Source organism: Nitrospiria bacterium (assembly GCA_036397255.1).
Taxonomy (GTDB): Bacteria; Nitrospirota; Nitrospiria; order DASWJH01; family DASWJH01; genus DASWJH01.
Window position 1 is genome coordinate 1 of the sequence record DASWJH010000046.1, and the last position, 23,417, is coordinate 23,417.

The 23,417-nt window shown below is 43.2% G+C and carries 21 protein-coding genes, 1 tRNA gene and 2 riboswitches; of the genes, 16 read left to right on the forward strand and 6 right to left on the reverse strand.

Going from position 1 to position 23,417, the window contains the following annotated elements:
* Positions 1–325: 325 nt before the first annotated feature.
* Positions 326–1,042, reverse strand: coding sequence for a DUF4197 domain-containing protein (locus VGB26_05500; protein ID HEX9757237.1), 717 nt, complete (start codon positions 1,040–1,042; stop codon positions 326–328).
* 578 nt (positions 1,043–1,620) lie between these two features.
* Between VGB26_05500 and VGB26_05505 the strand changes: the two genes are divergently transcribed.
* The 5 genes from VGB26_05505 (at position 1,621) to VGB26_05525 (ending at position 4,288) form a co-directional block, all read left to right on the forward strand.
* The gene (locus tag VGB26_05505; protein ID HEX9757238.1) at positions 1,621–1,854 is read left to right on the forward strand and encodes a cold shock domain-containing protein; all 234 of its coding nucleotides are present in this window, start codon (positions 1,621–1,623) and stop codon (positions 1,852–1,854) included.
* Between the two features lie 15 nt (positions 1,855–1,869).
* The gene (locus VGB26_05510; protein ID HEX9757239.1) at positions 1,870–3,186 is read left to right on the forward strand and encodes an AAA family ATPase; all 1,317 of its coding nucleotides are present in this window, start codon (positions 1,870–1,872) and stop codon (positions 3,184–3,186) included.
* Between the two features lie 80 nt (positions 3,187–3,266).
* Entirely contained in the window at positions 3,267–3,635 is a 369-nt protein-coding gene (locus VGB26_05515) for a hypothetical protein (protein HEX9757240.1), read from the forward strand.
* A 67-nt stretch (positions 3,636–3,702) separates the two neighbouring features.
* Entirely contained in the window at positions 3,703–3,960 is a 258-nt protein-coding gene (locus VGB26_05520) for a hypothetical protein (GenBank protein HEX9757241.1), read from the forward strand.
* 112 nt (positions 3,961–4,072) lie between these two features.
* Positions 4,073–4,288, forward strand: coding sequence for a dodecin family protein (locus VGB26_05525; GenBank protein HEX9757242.1), 216 nt, complete (start codon positions 4,073–4,075; stop codon positions 4,286–4,288).
* Positions 4,289–4,495: 207 nt separating this feature from the next.
* Here the strand turns inward: VGB26_05525 and VGB26_05530 are convergent, their stop codons facing one another.
* Entirely contained in the window at positions 4,496–5,488 is a 993-nt protein-coding gene (locus tag VGB26_05530) for a hypothetical protein (GenBank protein HEX9757243.1), read from the reverse strand.
* Positions 5,489–6,028: 540 nt separating this feature from the next.
* Here VGB26_05530 and VGB26_05535 point away from each other — a divergent pair.
* The 3 genes from VGB26_05535 to VGB26_05545 all read left to right on the forward strand — a co-directional run bounded on the left by VGB26_05535 (position 6,029) and on the right by VGB26_05545 (position 7,565).
* Complete coding sequence (locus VGB26_05535; protein ID HEX9757244.1) at positions 6,029–6,424, forward strand: GxxExxY protein; 396 nt, start codon at positions 6,029–6,031, stop codon at positions 6,422–6,424.
* Between the two features lie 233 nt (positions 6,425–6,657).
* Positions 6,658–7,104, forward strand: a complete 447-nt coding sequence (locus VGB26_05540; GenBank protein ID HEX9757245.1) for an antitoxin Xre/MbcA/ParS toxin-binding domain-containing protein — start codon at positions 6,658–6,660, stop codon at positions 7,102–7,104.
* Positions 7,101–7,565, forward strand: a complete 465-nt coding sequence (locus VGB26_05545) for an RES family NAD+ phosphorylase (GenBank protein HEX9757246.1) — start codon at positions 7,101–7,103, stop codon at positions 7,563–7,565. Before VGB26_05540 ends, VGB26_05545 begins: the two co-directional genes overlap by 4 nt.
* 724 nt (positions 7,566–8,289) lie before the next feature.
* On the opposite strand, the gene VGB26_05550 is transcribed toward VGB26_05545, so the two are convergent.
* Entirely contained in the window at positions 8,290–8,574 is a 285-nt protein-coding gene (locus VGB26_05550; protein ID HEX9757247.1) for a hypothetical protein, read from the reverse strand.
* Between the two features lie 76 nt (positions 8,575–8,650).
* Here VGB26_05550 and VGB26_05555 point away from each other — a divergent pair, with 76 nt between their 5' ends.
* The 7 genes from VGB26_05555 to VGB26_05585 all read left to right on the forward strand — a co-directional run bounded on the left by VGB26_05555 (position 8,651) and on the right by VGB26_05585 (position 16,546).
* Positions 8,651–8,785, forward strand: coding sequence for a hypothetical protein (locus tag VGB26_05555; GenBank protein HEX9757248.1), 135 nt, complete (start codon positions 8,651–8,653; stop codon positions 8,783–8,785).
* 298 nt (positions 8,786–9,083) lie between these two features.
* Positions 9,084–9,160, forward strand: a tRNA-Arg gene (locus tag VGB26_05560).
* Between the two features lie 254 nt (positions 9,161–9,414).
* A complete protein-coding gene (locus tag VGB26_05565) occupies positions 9,415–9,798 on the forward strand; it encodes a hypothetical protein (GenBank protein HEX9757249.1) in 384 nt (127 codons plus the stop codon).
* 298 nt (positions 9,799–10,096) lie between these two features.
* Entirely contained in the window at positions 10,097–10,783 is a 687-nt protein-coding gene (locus tag VGB26_05570; protein ID HEX9757250.1) for a hypothetical protein, read from the forward strand.
* A gap of 41 nt (positions 10,784–10,824) precedes the next feature.
* Positions 10,825–11,955, forward strand: coding sequence for a hypothetical protein (locus VGB26_05575; GenBank protein HEX9757251.1), 1,131 nt, complete (start codon positions 10,825–10,827; stop codon positions 11,953–11,955).
* A gap of 74 nt (positions 11,956–12,029) precedes the next feature.
* A complete protein-coding gene (locus tag VGB26_05580) occupies positions 12,030–14,750 on the forward strand; it encodes an EAL domain-containing protein (protein ID HEX9757252.1) in 2,721 nt (906 codons plus the stop codon).
* 464 nt (positions 14,751–15,214) lie between these two features.
* Positions 15,215–16,546 carry a YhjD/YihY/BrkB family envelope integrity protein gene (locus VGB26_05585; GenBank protein HEX9757253.1) on the forward strand — a complete coding sequence of 444 codons (1,332 nt, stop codon included), beginning with the start codon at positions 15,215–15,217 and terminating at the stop codon, positions 16,544–16,546.
* Positions 16,547–16,585: 39 nt separating this feature from the next.
* Here the strand turns inward: VGB26_05585 and VGB26_05590 are convergent, their stop codons facing one another.
* Positions 16,586–17,455, reverse strand: coding sequence for a GGDEF domain-containing protein (locus VGB26_05590; protein ID HEX9757254.1), 870 nt, complete (start codon positions 17,453–17,455; stop codon positions 16,586–16,588).
* Between the two features lie 36 nt (positions 17,456–17,491).
* Complete coding sequence (locus VGB26_05595; GenBank protein HEX9757255.1) at positions 17,492–18,070, reverse strand: polysaccharide biosynthesis/export family protein; 579 nt, start codon at positions 18,068–18,070, stop codon at positions 17,492–17,494.
* A gap of 376 nt (positions 18,071–18,446) precedes the next feature.
* Between VGB26_05595 and VGB26_05600 the strand changes: the two genes are divergently transcribed.
* Positions 18,447–18,911: a hypothetical protein gene (locus VGB26_05600; GenBank protein HEX9757256.1), complete on the forward strand. Its 465-nt coding sequence runs from the start codon at positions 18,447–18,449 to the stop codon at positions 18,909–18,911.
* Between the two features lie 569 nt (positions 18,912–19,480).
* On the opposite strand, the gene VGB26_05605 is transcribed toward VGB26_05600, so the two are convergent.
* The gene (locus VGB26_05605) at positions 19,481–22,948 is read right to left on the reverse strand and encodes a fibronectin type III domain-containing protein (GenBank protein HEX9757257.1); all 3,468 of its coding nucleotides are present in this window, start codon (positions 22,946–22,948) and stop codon (positions 19,481–19,483) included.
* Between the two features lie 47 nt (positions 22,949–22,995).
* Positions 22,996–23,086: riboswitch (cyclic di-GMP riboswitch) on the reverse strand.
* 152 nt (positions 23,087–23,238) lie between these two features.
* Positions 23,239–23,329, reverse strand: a riboswitch (cyclic di-GMP riboswitch).
* Between the last annotated feature and the right edge of the window lie 88 nt (positions 23,330–23,417).

A 23,417-nucleotide genomic window follows, 5' to 3' on the forward strand; every position in this document is an offset into this window, starting at 1 on the left:
TGCACCCTTGGAAGTTCCTTCACACTCATCTTCAGCATGTCCTCTCTGGCCATTCTGCCCTCCTTCCATGTCAGGGCATTCTATCAGCCAATAGGACATTTCTATTTTGGGCAAATAGGACATTATCATTTTGGGATTACACATAAATAAAGAAAAGGTACAATTTGCTTTTTGTTTAAAGTCTTCTGAAAAATAGGGGGCTTTGGGAAAGACGTGAAGGGTATAAAAAGGGAGATATGAAGAGTCAAGAGGAGGTTTAATCCTCCTAAGGGAGAAACGGCAGAGGGATAAAAAATCTTTATTGGTTTACATCAAGTTCTACCGACTATTTTTGAAATACTTTTTTTAAAAGATCAGTAACCCGTGCGGGAGGATCAGTTCTTATCTTTTCCTCCTCACGGGCTATCATATAAAAAAGCCCATCCAGTGATTTATTGGTTACATAGTTGTCGAGGTCAAGGGTTTCTTCCTTAACAAAAGGCAATGATGTATATTTATCCATCATATCTTTATAAAAACGAGTTACACCGATGTCGTTCATACTCGATGAAACAGCAGGTCTGAAGGCATTATAAAGTTTATCCCATTTTTTTAACTTGAAATAATCCGTGGCTGCTGTGTTCCCTCCGTTTAATATCTCTTTGGCATCTTCGAAGGTCATTTCCTTTAATGCATTTACAAAGTACGATGTTGCTTGAGGTGCAGACTTTTCAGCCGCCCGGTTCATACTGATTATGAAATTATCAACTTGTTCTTGAAAGCCCACCGTAGCAAGAACGTCTGCCACTTTCTGAATTTTTTCAGGCATAGGTATTTTTATGGCTTGATTTGCCAAGTATCCGTCAATGCTTGAAACCTTTTTTACAGCCTTATCAGTGCCTAAGGAAAGGGCTTCTTTAAGGCCTGAGATCACTGTCTTGTCCTCAAGTCCCTGCTGCGACGAAAGATCAAGGTTTTCCATAATGTTATCTAAAAACCCAGCCTTACTTGGAGAAGCTGAAAAAATAAGAACATATAAAATGATAAAGTAAGATTTTTTCATTTTGACTTCCTTTTTTCTAAAGAGTTTTTTGGGAATCAAAGAGGTATTTCCTTTAGATGCGAGGCCCAACTTCAAAGAAAACCTTCCCTTACACCAATAAAGGAACCCCAGACTATGCCTTTTTGTCTCATTTTTCATTCAAAAGACCGTGGAGAGGAGTTTGTGGAAGGTTTTGGAAAAAAAAAAGAGTTCAATGCAAGTTTTCCCTTTTAGATCTCCTTTTATTCTTTTTGAAAGTTAAAAAATTAGTTATCCACACTTAAATAAGTAAATCGCGGGAGGGACTTGGATCGGACCAAAGGAATGAATTGAAATATTTATAGAAAGAGTAAATAATGAAGCGTTTTTGGTTTCCGGATTTCCGCTGGCGCGGGAATGACGTGCTCGATTTTTAAAAAAGTATTTCGAGGATACATTAATAGAGGAAATCGACGTTATACCCCCCGTGGTGTTTGGCGCAATACCCACCGGTTTCATAAGCAAAAGTTTCTGTTCCAATTTGTATGGATTAATAGGTTCAGGCCGAACCCGGGTTTCCTGGACCTTTACCCCGATCGCCTGATTCCGATAGGGACGGTATGAAATTAAAGGGCACGATCAAGAAGATAGAAGCTAGGAAGGGTTCGGGATTCATTCTGGCCGAAGATGGTCGGGAATTTTTCTTTCACAAGACCCATCTGGAGGGCCTTAAATTTAACAGCCTGCAGGTAGGCGATGCCATCGAATTTGAATTCGACGAATTTCGCGGCCAGACCACACCCAAGGCGATGGTAACCACAATTGTTAGGAGGGAAATAGCCAGTGGTAAGTGATAAGCAGAGGCAAAAATGAAAGCAAAAAATAAAAAATTCTCTCAACAGGCTGTGGTTATACCCGAAGATTTTGAAATCACCCCGGATGTTGAACATGCGTTCAGCTTGATGGAACACACGAGACGGCATATCTACATTACCGGGAAGGCCGGGACCGGTAAATCCACGCTTCTTCAATATTTTAAAGAAAATACAAAGCGGGAAATCGTTGTGTTGGCTCCCACAGGCGTGGCCGCCATTAATGTTGGCGGTTCAACAATCCACTCTTTCTTTCGGTTTCCTCCGCGTCTCATAACTGAAAAAGAAGTGAGGAGGGTTCGCGGCAAGAAAAAGCTATTTGCCGCATTAGACACCATTGTCATCGATGAGGTGTCAATGGTGCGGGCAGACGTCATGGATGCCATTGATCACTCTCTGAGATTAAACCGTTTACGGCCAAACGAGCCCTTTGGGGGTGTACAAGTAATCTGTATCGGTGATCTTTATCAGCTTCCACCCATTGTTGAGGCGGAGTTACAGGCGTATCTCAACGACACCTATGAAAGCCCGTACTTCTTTGATTCCAAGGCGTTCAAAGAGAATAAATTTGAAGTGATTGAGCTGGGGAAAGTGTTTCGCCAGAAAGATTCCAGGTTTATCGAGCTGTTAAATAAAGTCCGCAATAATGATCTCGGTGAGTCTGATTTACTCGATCTCAATCAACGGTGCGATCCAACCCTCGGCTTTGAAAAGGGGGAACTGACGATTACGCTTACCAGCACCAATCGACGAGCGTTGGACATCAATTTAAAACATTTGGATTCCTTAGGGTCGAAAGATTATGCTTTTGATGCCGTGGTGACCGGCAATTATGATAAGCACTCTTACCCAACGGAAGAACGGTTGAAGTTAAAACCGGGGGCCCAGGTGATGATGGTCAAGAACGATCCCACTAAACGGTGGGTCAACGGGAGTCTTGGGGTGATTCAAAAGCTTTCACAAGATTCAATTACCGTATTGGTAGGTGATTCCCTTTGTACCGTTGAGCCATCAGAGTGGGAAAAATTTGAGTATGAATATAACAGGGGAGAAGGCCGGATTGAGCCCAAGGTTACCGGTTCCTTCAAACAGTATCCGATCAAGCTTGCTTGGGCGATCACTATCCATAAAAGCCAAGGCAAGACATTTGATAACGTTATTATCGATCTAGGGTACGGTGCGTTTGCACACGGGCAAACCTATGTAGCCCTAAGCCGGTGCCGGTCCTTTGAAGGGATTCGTTTAAAGAACCCCCTTCGGTATTCGGATATCATTCTCGATGGAACGGTATCCCAGTTTCATGATATGCCATGACCGGTGAAATGAGATCCAATCTTTAGTTGACCAACTTTCATAATTCCCAAGGAGTAAGTAGGGGATTAAACAAGGCAATCATGAATCACGCATTAAAGGGAGTGCTTTTATCAGGCTTGGTATTTCCAGGCGTTGGGCAGGCTGTTCTAAAACAGTATAGGCGGGGTATCATTTTGATGGTAACCGTTTTTGTCGGAATGGCAATCATTGTCGTAATAGCAATTCAACAGGCATTAACCATGGTCGAAAAGATTATATCCGAAGGTGGAATCATTGATATGAACACCCTATCAAAGGCAGCCACCCAGGCAACGCTCTCTTCGGGGAGCCAGATCATCAATTCCCTCTTGTTATTTATAATTATTTGTTGGATATTTGGGGTTATTGATGCTTACAGAATTGGAAAGAAAAAAGATTTAGATGCCCAATCATATGGGGATAAGGCTTAAGATGTAATTCGCCGCAGGCGGAGTACGCGGTAAGTCAGGGGTAGAGAGCATAGAAAGAGGCGAAACGATGAAGCAGCGGTGGCGCGGTTTGATCTTATCCGTGATTGGTATTTGTATGGTTGTGATCGCTTCTGTCTCATGGCATTCGGTGGAAGAGATTCATTACTTAAAGTCGTTTTATCCAAAGCAATTTACGGTTGAAGAGGCCTTCTACGCGAGCGGGGTTGAGCTCATTAAAGTCATACTGGTGGGTCTGCCGTTGTTCTTGGTAATAGGCATAGGGCTTTATTGCTTATGGTGCTTCAAAAGGGAAGTGCAATCATAATCGATTTAATTTCTATTGGGTGGGATCGCTGAAAAAAAGAAAAGGTGTTTGAGTTTAACTTTCAATTTTTGCGATTCCTATTTTGAAATCCACATATTAAAGGGAGGTTGTTATGCCGGATAGCGTTTACAAGGTGATCGAGCTGGTCGGAACGAGTAATGAATCGTGGGAAGCGGCAGCTAAAACGGCCGTTGAGAGGGCGGCGAAACACCTTAGAGATTTAAGGGTTGCCGAGGTCGTAGAACTCGATATGCAGATGAAGGACGGCAAGGTCGACACCTACCGGGCAAAAGTAAAGGTCTCCTTCAAGTACGAAAGTGGTAGCTGAAAAATAGGTTCAGGTCAGGAGGGGCTGAATCGATGGGTTGAGGCGTCTTAATTCAGGGTACTCCCGAAAGAAGTTAGAGGCGATTGGTTGGAAGAATGAGGTAAAACGTGAATTTGACCCGTTAATATAGGTGCTGGTTCTGGAGTCATTGATAGTCTTGTGGAGGGCTCCAAACCTGGAAATTTTGAGTTTGGGGGCCGGGTCGCTTTAGGTTTCCACTTGAAGGGCCGTAGTATCGATGAGTCTGGACGATTTGGGTAGGTTTGCATCAGAAGTGAGATTGGGTTTCTCCTGGTCTTGCCGGAAACCCTCAGACGCTTCCTCCGGCGCAAATCTTACCCTTTTGATCTCGATGCCGGTGCTTTTTCGATACACCAGTTCATCGGTATCAAGGTCATATTCCGGTATTCTGGTATTTTCCCATCTCTGAACAAAATATTGGTAACACAGGGTATACAAGCCATGGCCTTTTAGGGTGTGCTGGATAACATATTCAGGCATGCTCTGGATATCCAGATCAGTATGGTAATGCTGCAGCCAGAGGTAGTCGCCCAGAATAACCAATTTTATGAGCGGGGGGTCCGAATAAAGCTTAAGCCTGACGACTTTCCCGATCGCCTTAAGCCTCTTGAGCAATGCGATACTTTGCCTGACCTCTGCTCGATAGTTTTCGAGGGTGAGATCGGGATCCCCGATAGCTTGTATGCGTTTTATTCCTTCCTGGCTGTAGGGATTCACCAGGAGAATTTTGGCCCCCAGGCATTTTTCCAGCACGGTCGATAAATTTCCCACCTGGTCAACAAAGGTTCCGTGGCCACTTGATCCTATTACCAACAGAGTTCTACCGGTACCGTGCTTTTCTTTTAATTTTCTAATTCGACTCTGTGCACCAGGTCCACGCTTCGGAAAAAAAGATACCAATCCCGCGCCGATTGCCATCTTGGCAAGGGCCCTGTCCTGAAGACTTCGGCGGATGTAGTTGAAGAAGACAATCAGAAAAACCGCCACCCCTATTTCTAGGGACAAAAGAGAAATCTTTTCCTTCTCCACTCTGCCCCAGTAAGCGAGGAAACTCCGGGCTACCAGCGGTAAAGACAAGGCAATCCCAGCACTCAGGATAAGGATCACAATGTGATAGCCAATCCCTGCAGTGTTGGTGATGACATTTCGGATATTCGTGACCACAGTTTTTAAGATCAAGTTACCTCTTTCACGTTTTGTAAAAGGAGAGACAAGTTCATTCATCAGATTAAAAAACCCGGCCTTTCTCCCACCACCTAACCAATTGATAATGTTCTCAATTTTATGATTTCACCCCAAAAGGGAGGAGTGGGTAAAAAAAAACGTAAGCGTCCTCTCCTAATCATTGGGGTCTCCGCCCCCAAAGTAGAGAGGGTCTTACGCAATGCTCGTTAAGATACCACAGAATGAGCACTGAGGCAAGAGTTGGGAACATTTTGGCCTAGACCACCGTAAATTCGAAAATTTTTAGAGGTACCATCCAACAGACATTTCAACAGAGCTTTTGCGAGAGAGGAATAGAAAAGATAGACGCTCCGTTCCTATAGATTAATTGGGGCAGGTCTTGAAATAAAAAAAAAGTCGGGTATAGATTCTGATTAAACGTGTGGGGTGGAACCAAGTTATATGATTGAAATAGTTTTAAGAGAAGTAAATAATAGGGAATAATGTTGTCCTAAATGGGAATGGAAAGACAAAGGAAGCATTGGTGGTGTTTAAATGAAAAGTAATTCAATGATTAAAAAAGTTCAAAAAATAGCCGTGGACGTTTATAAGACTTTAGGGTCCGGGCACCCTGAAATCGTTTACGATAAGGCAATGCAGGTTGGGTTTCGGCTTGAAAAAATAAAGTACGAGAGCCAAAAAGTAATTGAGTTGAAATATAAAGATCACTGTATCGGTGAGGCGTATCCTGATCTTGTTATACATAATGGGCAAGAAAGGTTAGTGGTTGAGCTTAAAGCCGTAGGGGGTCAGATGGGTATTCCCGAGGAGCAACAACTCAAAAATTATTTAAAAATTTTAAATTTTAAAGAGGGCCTTCTCATAAACTTTCAACAACCAGGAAAAAGGGACGGTAATACCGAAATTGAATTTAGGGAGGTCTTTATTTAAAATCCATATCCTCCCTTGAAAAATGTATTTTTCCCCTTTCTATGCCTTTACCTGTCAGACATTCTACCCTTTTTTGTGCCGCTTCAGGGGTGTAGTCCATCCTTTGTCTTAAAGATCTAAAACGCATTGTTTTTTTAAATTTAACCGATGCCGGGTCGTTGACAGTCATGACAAATTGGTTTATAATTTGGACAGTTGTCATATATACATTCTCAATAAAATAGAGGTATTCAATGAAACCCTTAACAATCAAAGAGCGTGATGAGCAAGCCGGGGAAATATTCAGAAAGGTCTTTCACAAAAAGCCTAAATCCAACATGGACGTGATTGAAATGAGTAAAGAGGGGATTTCCAAAGCATCCCTCATGAATTTTGTGCGTTTTTTGAACTTTTCTCCGGATCAGGTAGCGCGTATGCTTCCCATTACCCTTCGCACGATTCAGAGGTATTCCAGAAAACAGAAGTTCAACCCTACCGTTTCGGAGCACATTATTCAGCTGGTGTTTCTCGTGGGAAGAGGCATTGAGGTGTTTGGGTCCCGGGAAAAGTTCATGTCCTGGTTTAATTCTCCAAGTAAAGCCTTGGGAGGGAATGTTCCCAGCGGTTTGGTCAGCCTTAAAACCGGCGCTCAAATGGTAATGGAAGAGTTGGGTCGGATTGAGTACGGTGTATATGCATGAGGGAGGTTTATCGGATTTCTCTCGCCAAGCATGCCCGGGACCTGTCCGGGAGAGGGGCTAGACTGATAGGAGGACGATGGAATAGAAGAGATACGGGGGTGATATATACTTCTGAACATCGGTCCCTTGCTGCGATGGAGTATCTGGTCCATGTCTCCTTACCATACCTTCCGGCAGAAATCAAAATTGTCTCGATCGGTGTCCCCGACACAGGTATTCCCAAGGAAATTGATCCCGCTAAATTGCCAACTGACTGGAACAGATATCCCGCTCCTTTTTCTTTAGCAGACATCGGGACACAATGGGTATCCAGCATGGAAAGTCTTTTATTTCGGGTGCCGTCCGCGGTTGTACCCCATGAGTTTAATATCCTCATTAATCCTGCCCACCCCGAGATGAAGTCCGTCAAAATCCTCAAAGTTGAAAACTTCGAATACGATAGTAGACTTCACAAGAACTGACCACAGGTAGGACGCCATTAATTTTAACCTCTGGATTCCCGCTTTCGCGAGAATGACGACACACATTTAGTAGGATGTTACAGGTTCTTTTGTCATTCTCGAATGATCCCATCGGGAATCTAGAAATTAAAGTCTGTCGTTTTAAAGTTTTCCCCCTTTGGAAAAGGAGGTAGGGGGATTTTAAGATCCGGTTTTCCTCAGATATTGTTTCTAATCCCGTCATTCCCGAATGATCCCATAGGGAATCCAGGTTTTACTTTTCCCCTCATTTATAAGGAGCGGAAGGAGGAGGTAGAGTGTTCCCCCCTAACGCCTAACCCCTTACCCTTCACGTTTTTTTTAAAGAAAGCCTCAAACCTCTCGCCTAACGCCTTCCTTCTCACCCCTTTCGTCTTTTCAAAATAACCCCCTTACCCATCACCCATTCCCCCTCACCGGGTTTTTAATAGGGAAACCTCCTAATCAATTTTCTTGAGATATATTAAGTATTTCAATATACTTTTGGAGAGGAAAAATATAAATCTAAAAAGATCTAAATTGCATGGCTGACCCCATCACTGACCCCATCATGACCCCATAATCAATTTTCTTGAGATATATTAAGTATTTCAATATACTTTTGGAGAGGAAAAATATAAATCTAAAAAGATCTAAATTGCATGGCTGACCCCATCACTCGTGATCGATACAATCCTTTCTATCCCGCCTGCCTGTCGGACTCGACTCACTTTTCCTTGGATATAACCTGATTTCCCACTCTTTGACAAAAAGGACACCTCAAATTATTTTCATCCTTTTGAAAATTGTATAAATCATAGACGGCTCCACAGTCGCTGATATAACAAGTGACACCGAACCGTTTATTCCCTTTCAATTCAGTTGAGATCCTCATTTTTCCGGGACAATCCGGGTCCGGACAGCGATACCTTTGGACTTCTTCATCTGTCGGAGGATTTGTTTCGTTTTTTTTATCAACCCCGCAAAGGCAATTTTGGCAATGATATTTCATATCGAACCCTCCCAATCATTTTTTTTTTACCGCCTCTATTATTGGGGGACAGATTTGCCTAAAGAGACTTGGTGTCATGTTTAGAAAATACCTTGAGGCCGTCATTCCCGCGCAAGCGGGAATCCAGGAATCAAAAACACTGGATTCCGGCTCTCGCCCGCGAAGCCTGCCTTCGAATAACTCTATCGGGGAGCGGGTTCGGCCGGAATGACATGGATAAAATTCATGTTTTTTTAAGAACACTAGTTGAAACAGGAGGTATAGTCAATGACCAACATTGCCCTTTGGGATCTGAAAAGCGAATCGTCGAAAAGCGTTAAATTAGCGGAGAAGGGCGGAGGAAAAAATTAAAATTTAAACCCATAGCTTTCGGGGTTTAACCTGAAATTTTAAAACCGGGAAGAGCAGGCCTGTTTCGCTTTAAAGCCCTTGACCGGGCTGCCAAAATCCCTTAAACTTCGACAACCAATCGGATTCTTCAACAACCCTCCATGTTGAAAAAATCATTTGCCCCCGTAGCTCAGCAGGATAGAGCAGCGGTTTCCTAAACCGAAGGTCGCGTGTTCAAATCACGCCGGGGGCACCACATGTCCCCCTAGCCAAGTTTGACAAAAACCGAATTCTGGGATAAATATTTTGTGAATCGGGTCCCGCGTTTTTTATTTTGGAGACCGATGCGAAGGAAGCGAATCCTGTCATTTTGTATCTTCTTTTGACAGACGCTTCCAAATCTTGCCAAAATTCCTGCTTTGTACGTGAAAGATTACGGGCGTGATTAAAAGCAAGAGATCTCTGACATCCCGGGAAAAATTCTTTTTTTTCCTCTGGCTGACCTCCCTCATGGGATTGCTTTTCTCAAATGTCCTGGATCGATATCTCTCCCATGAGATGATCCAAACGGTCAGTCCGTTGCTCTGGACAAAAATCGCGGTGTTGCTTTTTTTGGTCTGCTCGGTATTAGTCATCGTGGTTGAATATCAAACGTATAAACTGCAACCCAAATTCCAGTTCATCAAAAACCTCGGACTGACCAGGGATGTCCATTCGGGGGAATATATTTGTACGGCCTGTCATTCCAAAAGTGTTCGTTCTCCCCTGAAAGAGCGTCAATATGCTTGGTTCTGTCAAACCAAGGGCTGCAAGACCGTTTATTATAAACCGGGCCATGAACCGGACCCCAGCAATAAGGATATCCTTGGGGGAGGGTGGGTGCGTGATTATTGATTAAAAGATTTTTTCCCTCCCGGTGGGTTTTTCGCCCCTTTTCCTTTCTGTCTTAACCTTCCGTTGATCATTCCCTTAAGAACTTTCCGTTGATTAAATACAACGTTTTCAGGAAAAAAACCACGCCCATATTCCGTGGCGAAACGTTTTTTCCACCAATAAATTTAAATCGTTCCAACTAATTCCCATTTGAACATATTTAAAAGTAATAGATTATAAACCTATTATTTCATTGAGAATATGACAAAAACCCCTAAGTTGACACCCTGTCAGCGGGTGATAAATTTAAAGTGGGGCAATGGCTGTCCTGCAATTTTTAAAACATCAACCGCTTTTTTGCTGGGTGAACCCTTTGAAGATTCTAACTCTTTTATTGGCAACCTTTTTTCTGTTTCAAGGATACGGTGTGGAGGGTTTTGCCCAAGGGACCGCGGATATCATGCACCGGGCACACGGCAAAAAACAGCAGGACCTTCTTATAAAAACGTTTGAGGATATATTGATTTCCGGAAGGGAAGGAGATTGGGAAGCTGTAGAAAATTCCATCGCCCGAATCGATGACCGGGTAAAGAAATACGACAGAATATTCGGCACCCGTGTCAGAGATAAACTCGGACGGTCCCTGGCCGATAAAAATCAGGGAGAAATTCTGAAGTACCTTGCCCAAACCATATTCCTGGGGATTAAAGAGCAATTCAAACTCATTATGGATAGTGACCAGGAGGACTATCTCGATTCGAGGGCTCGATTGGATAGAGCAAAGGATTATTACCTTAAAATTCTATCCGGCAATATCAAAAGACGTGACCTTGATCGGCACGTGAAAATCGAAGGACATTTTCTGCTCGCACAGGCATCACTGGGGAATCCGGGTGTTTTTATCGATGTGCCGGTCATGGAAGGGGATATCCGCAGTTTTCAGCAAGCGGTTTCCGAAATTGAAACAGAAGTCATTCAGGTGTACACCTATTTCAACGATGACTAGGAAGGAAGACTTAAGATTTTAATAAACCTTCAGGAGGAGAAATGAACCCCCGACGGTATATTGCGTCAGGCTTCGTCCTCATGTTTTTTCTGGGTATGGGTTTGCCGCAAATTACCCATGCCCAGGGACAGGATGGGGATTTCACATTCGAGGATGTTTTTTCCACCCGGAAGAAAAAGGAAAAGGTAACCTTCCATGGATATGCGGCCTTCCAGTTTTTTGACCGAGAAGTGCCAGGTCCCGGGGGGAACAATAGTTTTGATCAGCACATTTTTGAACCGTTTTTCGGTTATCAGATCAATGATCATGTTTTTGCCAAAATCATTATAGAGTTTGAGCATGCACCTGAAAGAACGGATGACAAGCAATATGCCGAAATTTTCATCGAACAAGCCGAAATCGACATTACACCATGGGAAGGGACAACATTCGCATTTGGAGCGGTGTTGGTTCCGTTTGGGTTAGAGAACTATTTCCATTCCCCATCGGATAATCGGTTGATCACACGTCCACCTTTGGTTAAAAGCGGCGCAAACGGTAATTCTATTCTCAACAATACCTGGACCGATGTGGGGGTACAGATCATACAGGACATTCCAAAAACAGGGACTATGGATTTTTATGTTATTAATGGCAGTGCGGTACAAAACAAGGACAGTCGGGGAAGGGATACGGTTGGCTCCAATGCTAATTCAGGAAAATCTTTTGGGGCTGAAATTCAGGTCACCGAATTGATTCCGGGACTGAATTTTGGTTTTTCTTACGTAACCGGTCCTCATGATACCAACAATAATTTGGAGTCTTATCGATTCGGTTTGCATGCCTTTCTCAAACTGGGATTTGCTTATTTGCAAGGGGAATATTTATTGGGGACAGATGAAGGATTAGGAACCGCCAGTTTTGATCGGGATGTCTCGGGATACTATGTTCTGCTTTCCCTGGTTCCCCCTCTCCCTGCGCTTGATAACCGGGTGGATTTTAATGTTCGTTATACGGATTGGACCGCGGATGACAATGCCAAAAATGATTTTTCGGAGATTGCGTTTGGTCCTCGTATCCAAATATATAAAAACACGTGGATCAAAGCAGAATATCAGATCAACAACGAAAATGGGAATAATGTGGAAATAGACAATAATCAAATAGGGGCCCAACTGACAGTCCTATTTTAAATATATTGGGCTGAGCTTTTTTTCGCCTCATTTTAAGAACATTCAAAAATCTTAGAAAGGAAATTGTCCTATAAATGGTTTTTTCTTCGATGGTCTCAAAGATTTCGAATCTCAGGAATAAACTACTGGCAGGTTTCCTTATGGTTTCCATTATTCCGATGTTGGTAATGATGTTGACCTACCTTTCTTTTTTGGAAAGAAGTTTAGAACATGAGGTAAACGATCGTTTAACCGCTGCTCGGACTGGTGTGGAGATAGAACTGAGAGAAAGAGAAGGTTTCCTATTGAATGAAATCGAAAGACATGTTTCCCAGCCGATATTAATAAGCACCATGACTCGAAACCAATTAGAATTTTTAGAAGGAATTTTAACTCATTTTTTACAGTTGTCACAAGCGGATTTGATTCATTTGTTTGATAAAAGCGGTAAACCCATCCTTGGTCTTCAAAAATTAAAAAACGAAAATTTGGAACCCTTTAAACCTTTACGGACTTCCCAAACAGAGCGGGTGAACTCCGTCTCTAATTTCTCGCCTTATTCCCAGGATCAAGCAGGAGAGGGTTTCATTTTTGGCCCTCCCTCAACCCCTTTGCAAACACCCCCAAGCATTCAATCGGAAATCATCCGAACTACCCAATTCAATCGGCTTTCCCCGGAAATCATGGAAAAATTATCAAAAAACGGGGAAGCCATTATTCGAAACCAACATCCAGAGGGGATTCATATTTCGGTTTTTAAAATTTTTCAATTTTCCGGTCAAACATTAGGAGTCCTTCAGGAGGGGATGTTACTGGATCAAAATTTTCTGGATAGTCTAAAAAAAAGGACGGGTCTTGAGGTTGCCCTGATCAATCCACAAGGAAATGGAATTATATCCTCTTTTCATCCGGTAGACCATTTAAACCATCAGGAAAACCCAAAAAAAATTGCCGTGAAAAAAATTGGGGGAACAGGATATTTTTATACCCTCCTGCCCATTGGACCGAAGGAAAGCCCGGTGAGGGTTGCCCTATTTGAATCAAAAAATGCCCTTACCGCAAGCAAAACCAAAGCAACAGGGTTTTTCTTTATAATATTTGGAATGATTACTGCTGTGGTAATGGGAGCAAGTTTTTTGTCCGCAAAAGCGATCACCCAGCAACAAAATCTGGCCGAAGAAGCCCTTGAAGCCAGCCGGGCAAGTTTTCGAAACGTGGTTGAAAAAAGCGGAGATGGAATTATTATCGTAGATATGGAACAGATTATTCGGTTTGTAAATCCATACAGCAGGCTATTTTTTGAAAATAAAATGACTGTTTTCCCAGGGAAACCTTTTAATTTTCCTGTCGTTCCCAATGAACCCAAAGAAATTGAGATCATTCGAATTTCAGGGGGGATAGGGGTGGGGGAAATGTTGACGGTTGAAACAGAATGGAATGGAAAGCCTGCCCATTTGATATCCATCAGGGATATTACCGATCGGAAAAAGGCAGAAGAGTTGATCGAGCATCAAGCCTACCATGATGCGTTAACCATGTTACCCAACCGTTTATTGTTTATTGATCGCTTGAACCAGGAATTGGCCCGGTGCGGATGGAAAAAACAGCCTGTGGGTGTCATATTTCTTGATCTGGACCAATTTAAACAAATCAATGATACCCTAGGACATACTATAGGAGATTTTCTGCTTCAAGCGGTTGCAAAACGGTTGGCGGGTTGCACGCGGGAGGGAGATACCATTGCCAGATTGGGGGGAGACGAATTCACGATTCTTCTTGCCGATCTTGCAACAACTCAAGACATTCCAAAAATTGCTTTGAAAATCCTTGAAATCTTTTTAAACCCATTTGAATTGAAGGACCACGAACTGTATATCACTTCGAGTATGGGGATCAGTATCTTTCCGAATGATGGGAGGGATTCAGAGACGTTGCTTAAAAATGCGGATACAGCCATGTACCGTGCAAAAGAAAACGGGAGAAATAATTATCAATTTTACATTCCCGAAATGAACACTCGGGTTTCTGAAAGGCTTGCTTTGGAAAATGGACTCCGCCGTGCCCTGGAGAGAAATGAATTCATTCTTCATTACCAACCCCAGGTCAACCTCAGCACAGGGCAAATTGTTGGAATGGAAGCCCTCATAAGATGGAATCATCCGGAAAAGGGGTTAATCTCCCCCTACAAATTTATACCCCTCGCCGAAGAAACAGGTCTAATTGTTCCCATAGGAGATTGGGTGATCCGAACCGCTTGTGCTGTGGCCAAGGCCATGCAATCGGTTGGAAATACGGGGATCAAGGTGGCTATTAATTTATCGGCGCGTCAGTTTTTACAAAGAGATCTTATTCAAAAAATTGATTCTGCCCTTAACAAATCCTTCTTGGATCCCAAATATTTAGAGCTGGAACTGACGGAAAGCATGATTCAAAATGCGGTTTCCACCCATTCAACGCTAAAGAAATTAAATAGTATGGGTATCCAAATTTCAATTGATGATTTTGGGACAGGATATTCTTCCCTGAGCTATTTAAGTCGATTTCCCATAAGTAAATTGAAGATTGATAAATCCTTTGTGCATGATATTACCACCAATCCGGATCACTCATCCATCGTTGCTGCCATTATCACATTGGCTCACAACCTAAACCTTAAAACAATTGCTGAAGGGGTTGAAACCCTTGATCAAATGAACTATTTGAAATCAATCCAGTGTGACGAAATCCAAGGTTTTGTTTTTAGCCCCCCCTTGCCCCCCGATGAAATTATGGGTTTATTGTCCCAGAGAAGCCCCTTAAAAATTCTTCCAAGATAAATACAGAAACTTATTTATTTTCTTTTATTCTAGGAGATTCATTTTATCTAAAACCGAATAATTTACTTCAATATTGGCTGGAAAACAGCTTGTTAACTTTAAAGTTTTAAAATTCCTTATTGGTGTGAAAAGGTTCAATAGATTTATGCTTTTCTTCCTTCAAGAAAACTCAAATCTTCGCAGGTCTCTAAGGCCATCTAAAATTAATAGTTTTAACATTCCCATGGATTTTTTGGGTATCAATTACAAACCTAGGGGCAATAAATTTTTTTAATTTTTTGGTTATTATCTTCGTGGGACTACGGTTTTTTAAAGCAAAAATCTATCCCTTTATTCAGGGACAATAAAAAGGAATTTTGATTTTTTTAATTATTGACTTTTGAACAAAACCTTGTCTTATTAATAAACTATTATCTTTATGCCTATTTTTTATTTCTTCGGAACCTGAGTGTGGACAAGTATAAATGAGTGTTTTTAAGCAAGCTAACCAATTTCTTAGCAAAGACCTTTGGGCGAAACAAATTGAGACCCTTCCTCTAATGAAGAGGGTAACCTATCGGTGGCTCCGGCTTGGTGTGGTTGCTATTTCCGAGTTTCAGGAAACCGCCTTGAGTTTTCGCGCCACAGGACTGGTTTATATGACCCTGCTTTCCTTGGTTCCTTTTTTGGCGGTTATGGTTTCTGTCCTAAAAGCCTTTGGGGTACACCTTCAAATTGAACCGGTTTTGGCCCAGGCTTTTGAACCCCTGGGACCGAAGGGCGCTGAAATTACCAGCCGTATTATCGGCTTTATCAGCAACCTCAACGTGAAGGTTTTAGGTGCCGTGGGAGTGGGAGGATTGTTTCTGACGACTCTGCTATCCATTAATCAGATTGAACATGCGTTGAATGCGGTGTGGCGGGTTAAAAGACCCAGGCCTTTGGCCTGGAAATTCACCAATTATTTAAGCGTGATTTTGGTAGGCCCTGTATTGGTGTTCACCGCAATTGGGTTGACGGCTACCGCCCAGAGTCATTGGATCGTTCAGAAGGTTTTAGCGGTGGAATCGGTCGGTTTCCTCGTTGTTTTATTTACCCGGTTAATGCCGTTTTTGTTCCTGTGCCTGGCGTTTACTTTTTTATATAAATTTCTTCCCTACACCGAGGTGAAATTAAAATCCGCATTGGTCGGAGGGATCACCGCCGGTGTTCTTTGGCAATTGGCTGGGATGGGATTTGCTTTTTTTGTGGTGGGGTCGGCAAAATATACCGCTATCTATTCCAGTCTCGCCATCCTCATTATCTTTCTCATTTGGTTGTATATTGCATGGGTGATTGTCCTTGCGGGAGCGCAAGTGGCCTATTTTCATCAATACCCTTATGCCTATTTAAACCAAATGAGTTGGAGGCAGGATAGTCAAACCAACCGTGAACGGCTGGGTTTGAACATTTTGGTTTATATTACCCAAAGATACCTAAAGGGGCTTTCCCCTTATGAAGAGAATGAACTCTCGCATGTTCTCAATGTTCCCTTATCGATATTAGAGGATTTAATTGAAAAATTTATCAGATCCGGGGTCCTTTGCCGAACGCTAGAGCCGAAGGGAGTTATTTTAGGAAAACCCCCTGAACAGGTGTCTGTGGTGGAGGTATTGAATCTTATTCAAGAAGGGGATGGGCGAAGTGGTGAATTTTTAGAAAAAGATAAAGATCAGGTTTCTTCGCTGCTCCGGAAAAGAGATCAAGCGGTGAAAGAAGAATTGGGACTGATTCATTTAAAATCTCTTGTGGAGGGAGAAAAAAAAGTTTCCCACTAACGTTTTTAAAAAATCAGGTAAGATGGGTGAGGCAAGAATTCAGAAAACGCGATTTCTCCCCGATTGCTTTGCCTTATAGAGTGCCTGGTCTGCTTTGTCTACGATATTCGTCACAGTGTTGCCATCCTCTGGAAATACCGCAATTCCGATACTGACCGTTAAGGAAATTTCTTCATCTTTTTTAATTCTTATTTTTTTTGAAGCAACGGCTCTGCGGATTTTTTCTCCGGTTGAGAGGGCGTTTAATCGTGAGGTCTCGGGTAAAAGAAAAGCAAATTCTTCTCCCCCGTACCGAAACACCTGATCCACCCCTCTTACTTTGGATTGAATTAATTTGCTCACAGCAATTAAAACTTTATCCCCCGAGGGATGCCCATGGGTGTCATTGACTAATTTGAAATGGTCAATGTCGAGCATTAAAAGGGAAAAACAATGGCCAAAACGCTGAGAGCGGCTTAATTCCCCTTTTATTTGATGGGTAAATTCCTTTTTATTTAATAAGCCGGTCAACCCATCATGAATGGAAAGATTTTCATAATACTGCAATGGAAAAAGCAAATCACGTATGGAGACCACACCCGCGATCTCCCCTTTTTTCTCCACCACCAGATGGCGGATTTTTTTGCATTCCATGAGCTCTTCCGCTTCTCCGATGGTTTTGTTTTCATGGATAGAGATGACTGGGGCTGACATGACTTCTTTGACACTTACCTTTTGTGGATTTAAACCCTCCACCACAACCTTATGCAATATATCAGTCCCGGTTAATATTCCAATGATTTCCTCCCCCTGACGGATTAAGAGGCATCCCACACCTGATTCTTTCATAAAATGAACCGCAGTCCATACGGTTGAATCGAATTGAATTGATAAGGGATTTTCCCTCATGACGTTCTCAACGGAAATCATTAGAAGCCTATATCCATGAAGGGTAACGGAGAGAGGTTATGGCACAACAATGGTGTCCCCGGGGTGAAGGATGAAATCTCCCAGGGGGCCTTTTCCAGAGACCACATTATCATATTTCAAAGGGATTCTGATTTGTTGCTCTTTTCCTATTCCATCTTTATTGGGACGAATCACCTGGATTTGGTTTTTCGATGCGAAGGGGGTAAATCCCCCAGCCAGGGAAACACCTTGAAGAACAGTTGCGTATGATTTGACTTGGTATTTTCCGGGGCGGGTGACCTCACCCAATACATAGAAAAAGTAGCTGTTGACCTCCTTCACCTGAACGGAAACATTCGGAGTCGTCATAAATTCGTTGAGACGATATGCAATCCGGTCCGCCAGTTTATCTGCAGTTAAATCAGCGGCAAGGACATCTCCAACCAAGGGCATTGAAATGTAACCATCAGGGCGAATAATGACTTCGCCAGAAAGATCGGCATTTTTCCAAACGGTAACCTCTAAAACATCCTCAGGCCCAAGAAAAAACTCTACTGGAGGGATGTACTGAACCGGAAACGTATTGGGTGTAGAGCAGCCCCACAGGGCCAGAAGCGGAAAGAGGAGGCAGCACAATAATGAAATAACTCTCCTGCGTTGTTTCAACATATGTATTTGATTGTATTTCAAAGAAAAAATTCCTTGGTTTTTCCTCTTTAAAAATTATAACGGGTCCCGCGTGGGTGTCAATAACAAGAATTAGACCCAAGGAAAGTTAATTTTGAGCGTTTAAGGAAATATTAAGGTCCCTTCATATTTTAGGGGTATCCAGTAAATTATTCCCATTTTCACAAAACGAGAAATAATATCAAGACACTTAATAACCCATTGAAAATAAATAAAATTTAAGCTATTCCCTTGCCCAATGGCTTCCTTGACAAAATCCCATTTTATAATACATTTACCATTAAGGGTTTAAATATACGTTATTTGGAAAGAAGGGATGGCCCGGATGAAAAAATGGGAACGGTTTAGAATATCTTTGTTTTTATTGCCGATGATCGTTTTTTATCACGGTTTCGGGGAGGGTTCAGATTGGAAAATCTTTGATCAGGGAGAAACGTTTTTCTACTATTATTATGAAGATACCATTAGAAAAACCGCTAATGGCATTGTGAGTCTGTGGATCAGGACCGTCCCTCACCAGAAAGTCGAATTTGAGAAGGTGTTAGAGGAAAGACAAAAGGCAGGGATTCCCCTTCATTCCGAGATTCAAGACTATGGATATAGCCTTATTTTTATGAAACTCCATTGTATAGAGAAAAAGGCCAAAATTATTCAGGAAAAGATTTATAATAAAAAGGGCTTTCTTTTAAAATCTTATTTAGATACAACTGGATGGAAACCCGTCTCCCACCTCGCTTTTGAAGGGGCCCTTTCCGGCCAAGTGTGTCCTGCCAATATTGTCCAAAAATAGGAAGGTTTTCTCCTTTTAAAATAAAGATCCCCATAGCAAACCCTAGGGTATTCAGAGGAAAAACTAAAATCTCAAATTCCCCTGTGGCCCATTTTCCAAAGGGGGAACCTAAGGAGTTGGCCCTTAGCACCCAACGGGAAAAAGTAAGTTCAATTTTTAAAATGATCGTTGGGAAAAGAAAATATTTTAGAGCCTTTTGTGGGGCAAAGGGTTGGTTCTGGCGGAAAAAAGAAAAGGCACCCAGGAAGGAGGCCCTGTAGGAAAGCGCTATTTTTTTCCTCAATAAAAATCCCCGCAGCAAGACTGCGGGGTATTTAGAGGAAAAACTAAATCCTCAAATCCCCCTTTATCCCCCTTTTCCAAAGGGGGAACCTAAGCGGTTACCCCGTTGCGAACTACGGGGAATAGCAAGTTTAAGTTTTTTTTATTTTAAATTCACTTGTGAGAGTTTGGGATCCCCCATTTTTAAAAACAGGAATAATTCTTTTCAACTTTATCCTCTCTCATCTCCTCCCTTAGTCCAATTATTTTTTAGAGTTAATATAATTTAAAGAAAAAGATTTACCATTTCAAATGTTCCCCACCAAAGGACGCATATGGAAAATTTTCCTCTTTTCCCATTTTTGAAATAAAAACCTTAAACCCATTAGGAAAGGAACAATAAACATTGCGATATCGACATCTCGGTTTTGGTTGTGGCGGGCATCTTTCACAAAACCGCATCCTCCTACTGCACTCCCCATATCAGAAATGGCTGAGCCTCCCGATTGGGAGGATACAGTTGGTGGCGGAGTGTTGGACCCCCCTGAACCCGGCTGAGGGGTGCCTTGGACGGTTACTGGGTTCGTTTGATAATTTCCTTGTCCGTCATAGGAAAAAGCAGAGTAATAATATGTGGTTCCATTTTGCAGCCCAGTGTGGATAGTACTCTGAACCTCATTGGGAACGCCCGTAAAATCTCCAAGTAATTGCCCATCGTTTACATTTTCAGGAAACCCTCCAGTTGTTTTGAATACAATTCGGGTCCCGATGTAATCGGGATCTGAAGGGCTCGTCCAGGTTAAGAGAATCTCCTGGTCATTTTCAAAGGCGGAAAATTTTTTGATTTGGCCGGGGGGAATTTGATCCGGTGCTTTTGGGGTTTTAAAAATTTGATCTAGCGATACCGAAAGATTTCCAGCAGTGTCTAAACTTCTGACCCGAAAATGGTAGGGAAAATCAGGGGTTAATCCATTGATTGTCATTGAATGGTCCAACATCATGGTAGCGTTAAAAGGGGTTGTGTTTTCGTAGTTTGTGGTTTGCCCATATTCGATTTGTGAGGTTGCGGCCTCATTGGTAACCCAAGTGATCAGTATGGTGGTGTTGCTTAAAGAAGTTGTGTTAATGTTTGAAATAACCGGGGGAGTTTGATCCGGTAAAGAAAGGGTGTTAAAGGTTCCGTCATTCGATACAGAAAGGTTCCCCATGGCATCCATTGTCCGGATTCGAAAATGATAGGTTTTTAAAGAAGATAAACCAGAAAGGGTGACCTGATGACTCGTTTTTAGGGAAGAATCTAGATTTGATATAAATCCATAAGCGGAGGTTAAACCGAATTCAACTTGGGAAGTTGCGCCTTCATTAGTAGACCAGTTCACTATGGCACCGGAGCCTGTAATATTGCTGGTGTTGATTCCGGAAATGGATGGAGGAATGGTATCAGGGGGGGGAGAAGTTGTAAAGGTTTTGTCTGCTGACACCGCTTGGTTTCCAGCGGCATCCATGCTCCGTACCCGGTAATGATAGGTGGTTGATGAGGTCAACCCGGATAGAGATCTGCTGTGGCTGGTGACTAACGTGGAATTCAAGGCAGAGGTGGACCCATAAGCGGTGGTGGTGCCATACTCCACCTGTGAGGTAGCGCCTTCACCGGTATTCCAGGTAATGGTGGCGCTGGTGCTGGTGACGGACCCCTCGTTGATGGATGAAATAACAGGGGGGGTGGTATCGGGAAGGGGAGAAGTTGTAAAGGTTTTGTCTGCTGACACCGTTTGGTTTCCAGCGGCATCCATGCTCCGTACCCGGTAATGATAGGTGGTTGATGAAGTCAACCCGGATAGAGATCTGCTGTGGCTGGTGACTAATGTGGAATTCAAGGCAGAGGTGGACCCATAGGCGGTGGTGGTGCCATACTCCACCTGTGAGGTAGCGCCTTCATCGGTATTCCAGGTAATGGTGGCGCTGGTGCTGGTGACGGACCCCTCGTTGATGGATGAAATAACAGGGGGGGTGGTATCGGGAAGAGGAGAAGTTGTAAAGGTATTGTCTCCTGACACCGCTTGGTTTCCAGCGGCATCTATGCTCCGCACCCGGTAATGATAGGTGTTTGATGAGGTCAACCCGGATAGAGATCTGCTGTGGCTGGTCACCGGTGTGGAATTCAAGGCAGAGGTGGACCCATAAGACATGGTGGTGCCGTATTCCACTTGGGAGGTCGCCCCTTCATTGGTTGACCATGTGATGACCGAGGCCGAACTTGAAATATTGCTAGCAGTTAATCCGGAAATAACAGGGGGGGTGGTGTCGGGAGCGGGGAGTGTGGTGAAGGTATTATCCGCTGAGGTGGCCAGATTACCGGCTGCATCGGAACTTATGACCCGGTAATGATAGGTGGTTGATGAGGTCAACCCGGATAGAGATCTGCTGTGGCTGGTCACCAGCGTGGAATTCAGTGCCGAGGTGGACCCATAGGACATGGTGGTGCCGTATTCCACCTGGGAGGTAGCGCCTTCATCCGTTTTCCAGGAAATGGAAACGCTGGTGCTGGTGACGGAACCTTCTGCAATGGATGAAATAACGGGAGGAGTGATATCGGGAGCGGCAAGTGTGGAAAAGGTATTATCGGCAGAGGTGGCCAGATTTCCTGCCCCATCTCTGCTCAATACACGGTAATGATAGGTGGTTGATGAGGTCAGTCCGGATAAGGCTCTGCTGTGGCTGGTCACCGGTGTGGAATTCAGTGCGGAGGTGGACCCATAGGCCGTTGTGGTACCATATTCCACCTGGGATGTTGCGTCTTCATCCGTATTCCAGGTTATTGTAGCGTTGGTACTGGTGACGGAACCCTCTGTGATAGATGAAATGACAGGAGGGGTGGTATCCGGGGGGGAAGTCGTCGTAAATGTGTTATCCCCAGAATTGCCAAGGTTTCCTACATTATCTCGGCTTAAAACTCTAAAATGGTAAACGGTTGAAGGCAGTAGTCCACTTAAATCTTGGCTATGGGAAGTAACCAGCGTATTGATTAGGCTGGTTGTAGAACCATAGGCGGAACTGGTCCCATATTCAATTTGAGTACTGGAAGGTTCGTTTGTTACCCATGTAATGGTTGCCCCATTATTGCTGATACTAAGGGAGGAAATATTTGAAATGGCGGGTGGGGTAGTATCCGGCGGATTTAATGTGATGAAGGTATTATCTCCCGAAATGGCCATATTTCCTGCTACATCCTGACTGACAACCCGGTAATGATAGGTGGTAGAGGGGGTAAGGTTACTCAGGGATCGGCTATGGTTTGTGGTTAGGTTTGAATTGATCGGTGTTGATGAACCGTAATTTGTGGTTACCCCGTAATCCACCTGGGATGTTGCCCCTTCATTAGTCGCCCAAACAATGTCCACGCTAGAGCTGCCCATATTGACGGCAGATATCGATGAAATGGCAGGTGGAGTTATATCCCCGAAACTTTTATTCACCTCGATTGAATAAGGACTTTCATTACCTCCAAAATCATAAGCGGTGACCGCAAAAAAGTAGGTTCCCAAACCCAATCCAGTTACGGTGTAAGAGGTCTGGTTCCCAACATCCATAGGGGGACTGTAGGTTCGAGAGGCGGTCCCAACGTAAACTTTATATCCTGCCAAATCGGGTTCGGTATTGGCATCCCAGCTGAGAAAGGCGTCTCCTGCATAACCCAAGCGGGAAAGTGCTAAAAACACAAATATGAATAAGGTGAGTTTAAAAAAACAGGATAATGAGCTTGAAAATTTCATCATAACTTTTCCCCTTTACATTAAAAAAAAACCGCCAAAGACTTTTCCCCTTTGGCGGCTCGGCGGGCATTTGATCCCTGAGGGATCATTAGCCCCGGTGCTCTGCGTCACCACCTTTCGATGGATTTGCTCTGAGCAAAGGTATCAAACGAACAAGATGTCCCCAATTTATATAGGCTTTGAAAGCCCATCCTTCCTAACCAGTGTGAGATTCCAGGCGGAATTCTCACTTTTTTTATTCGATGGCATCCCCCCTTTCTTTTTTTAAAAAAAACCGCCAAGGATAGTTTTCCTTTGGTGGCTCGGCGGGCATTTGATCCCTGAGAGATCATTAGCCCCGGTGCTCTGCGTCTCCACCTTTCGATGGGTTTGCTCTGAGCAAAGGGAATAAAAAGTTAAATTTTTTGGGTTTAATTTTAAAAAACCATAAAGTGTGATTCCCCTATATTGGTTTTAGGTCAAAATAAAAAAG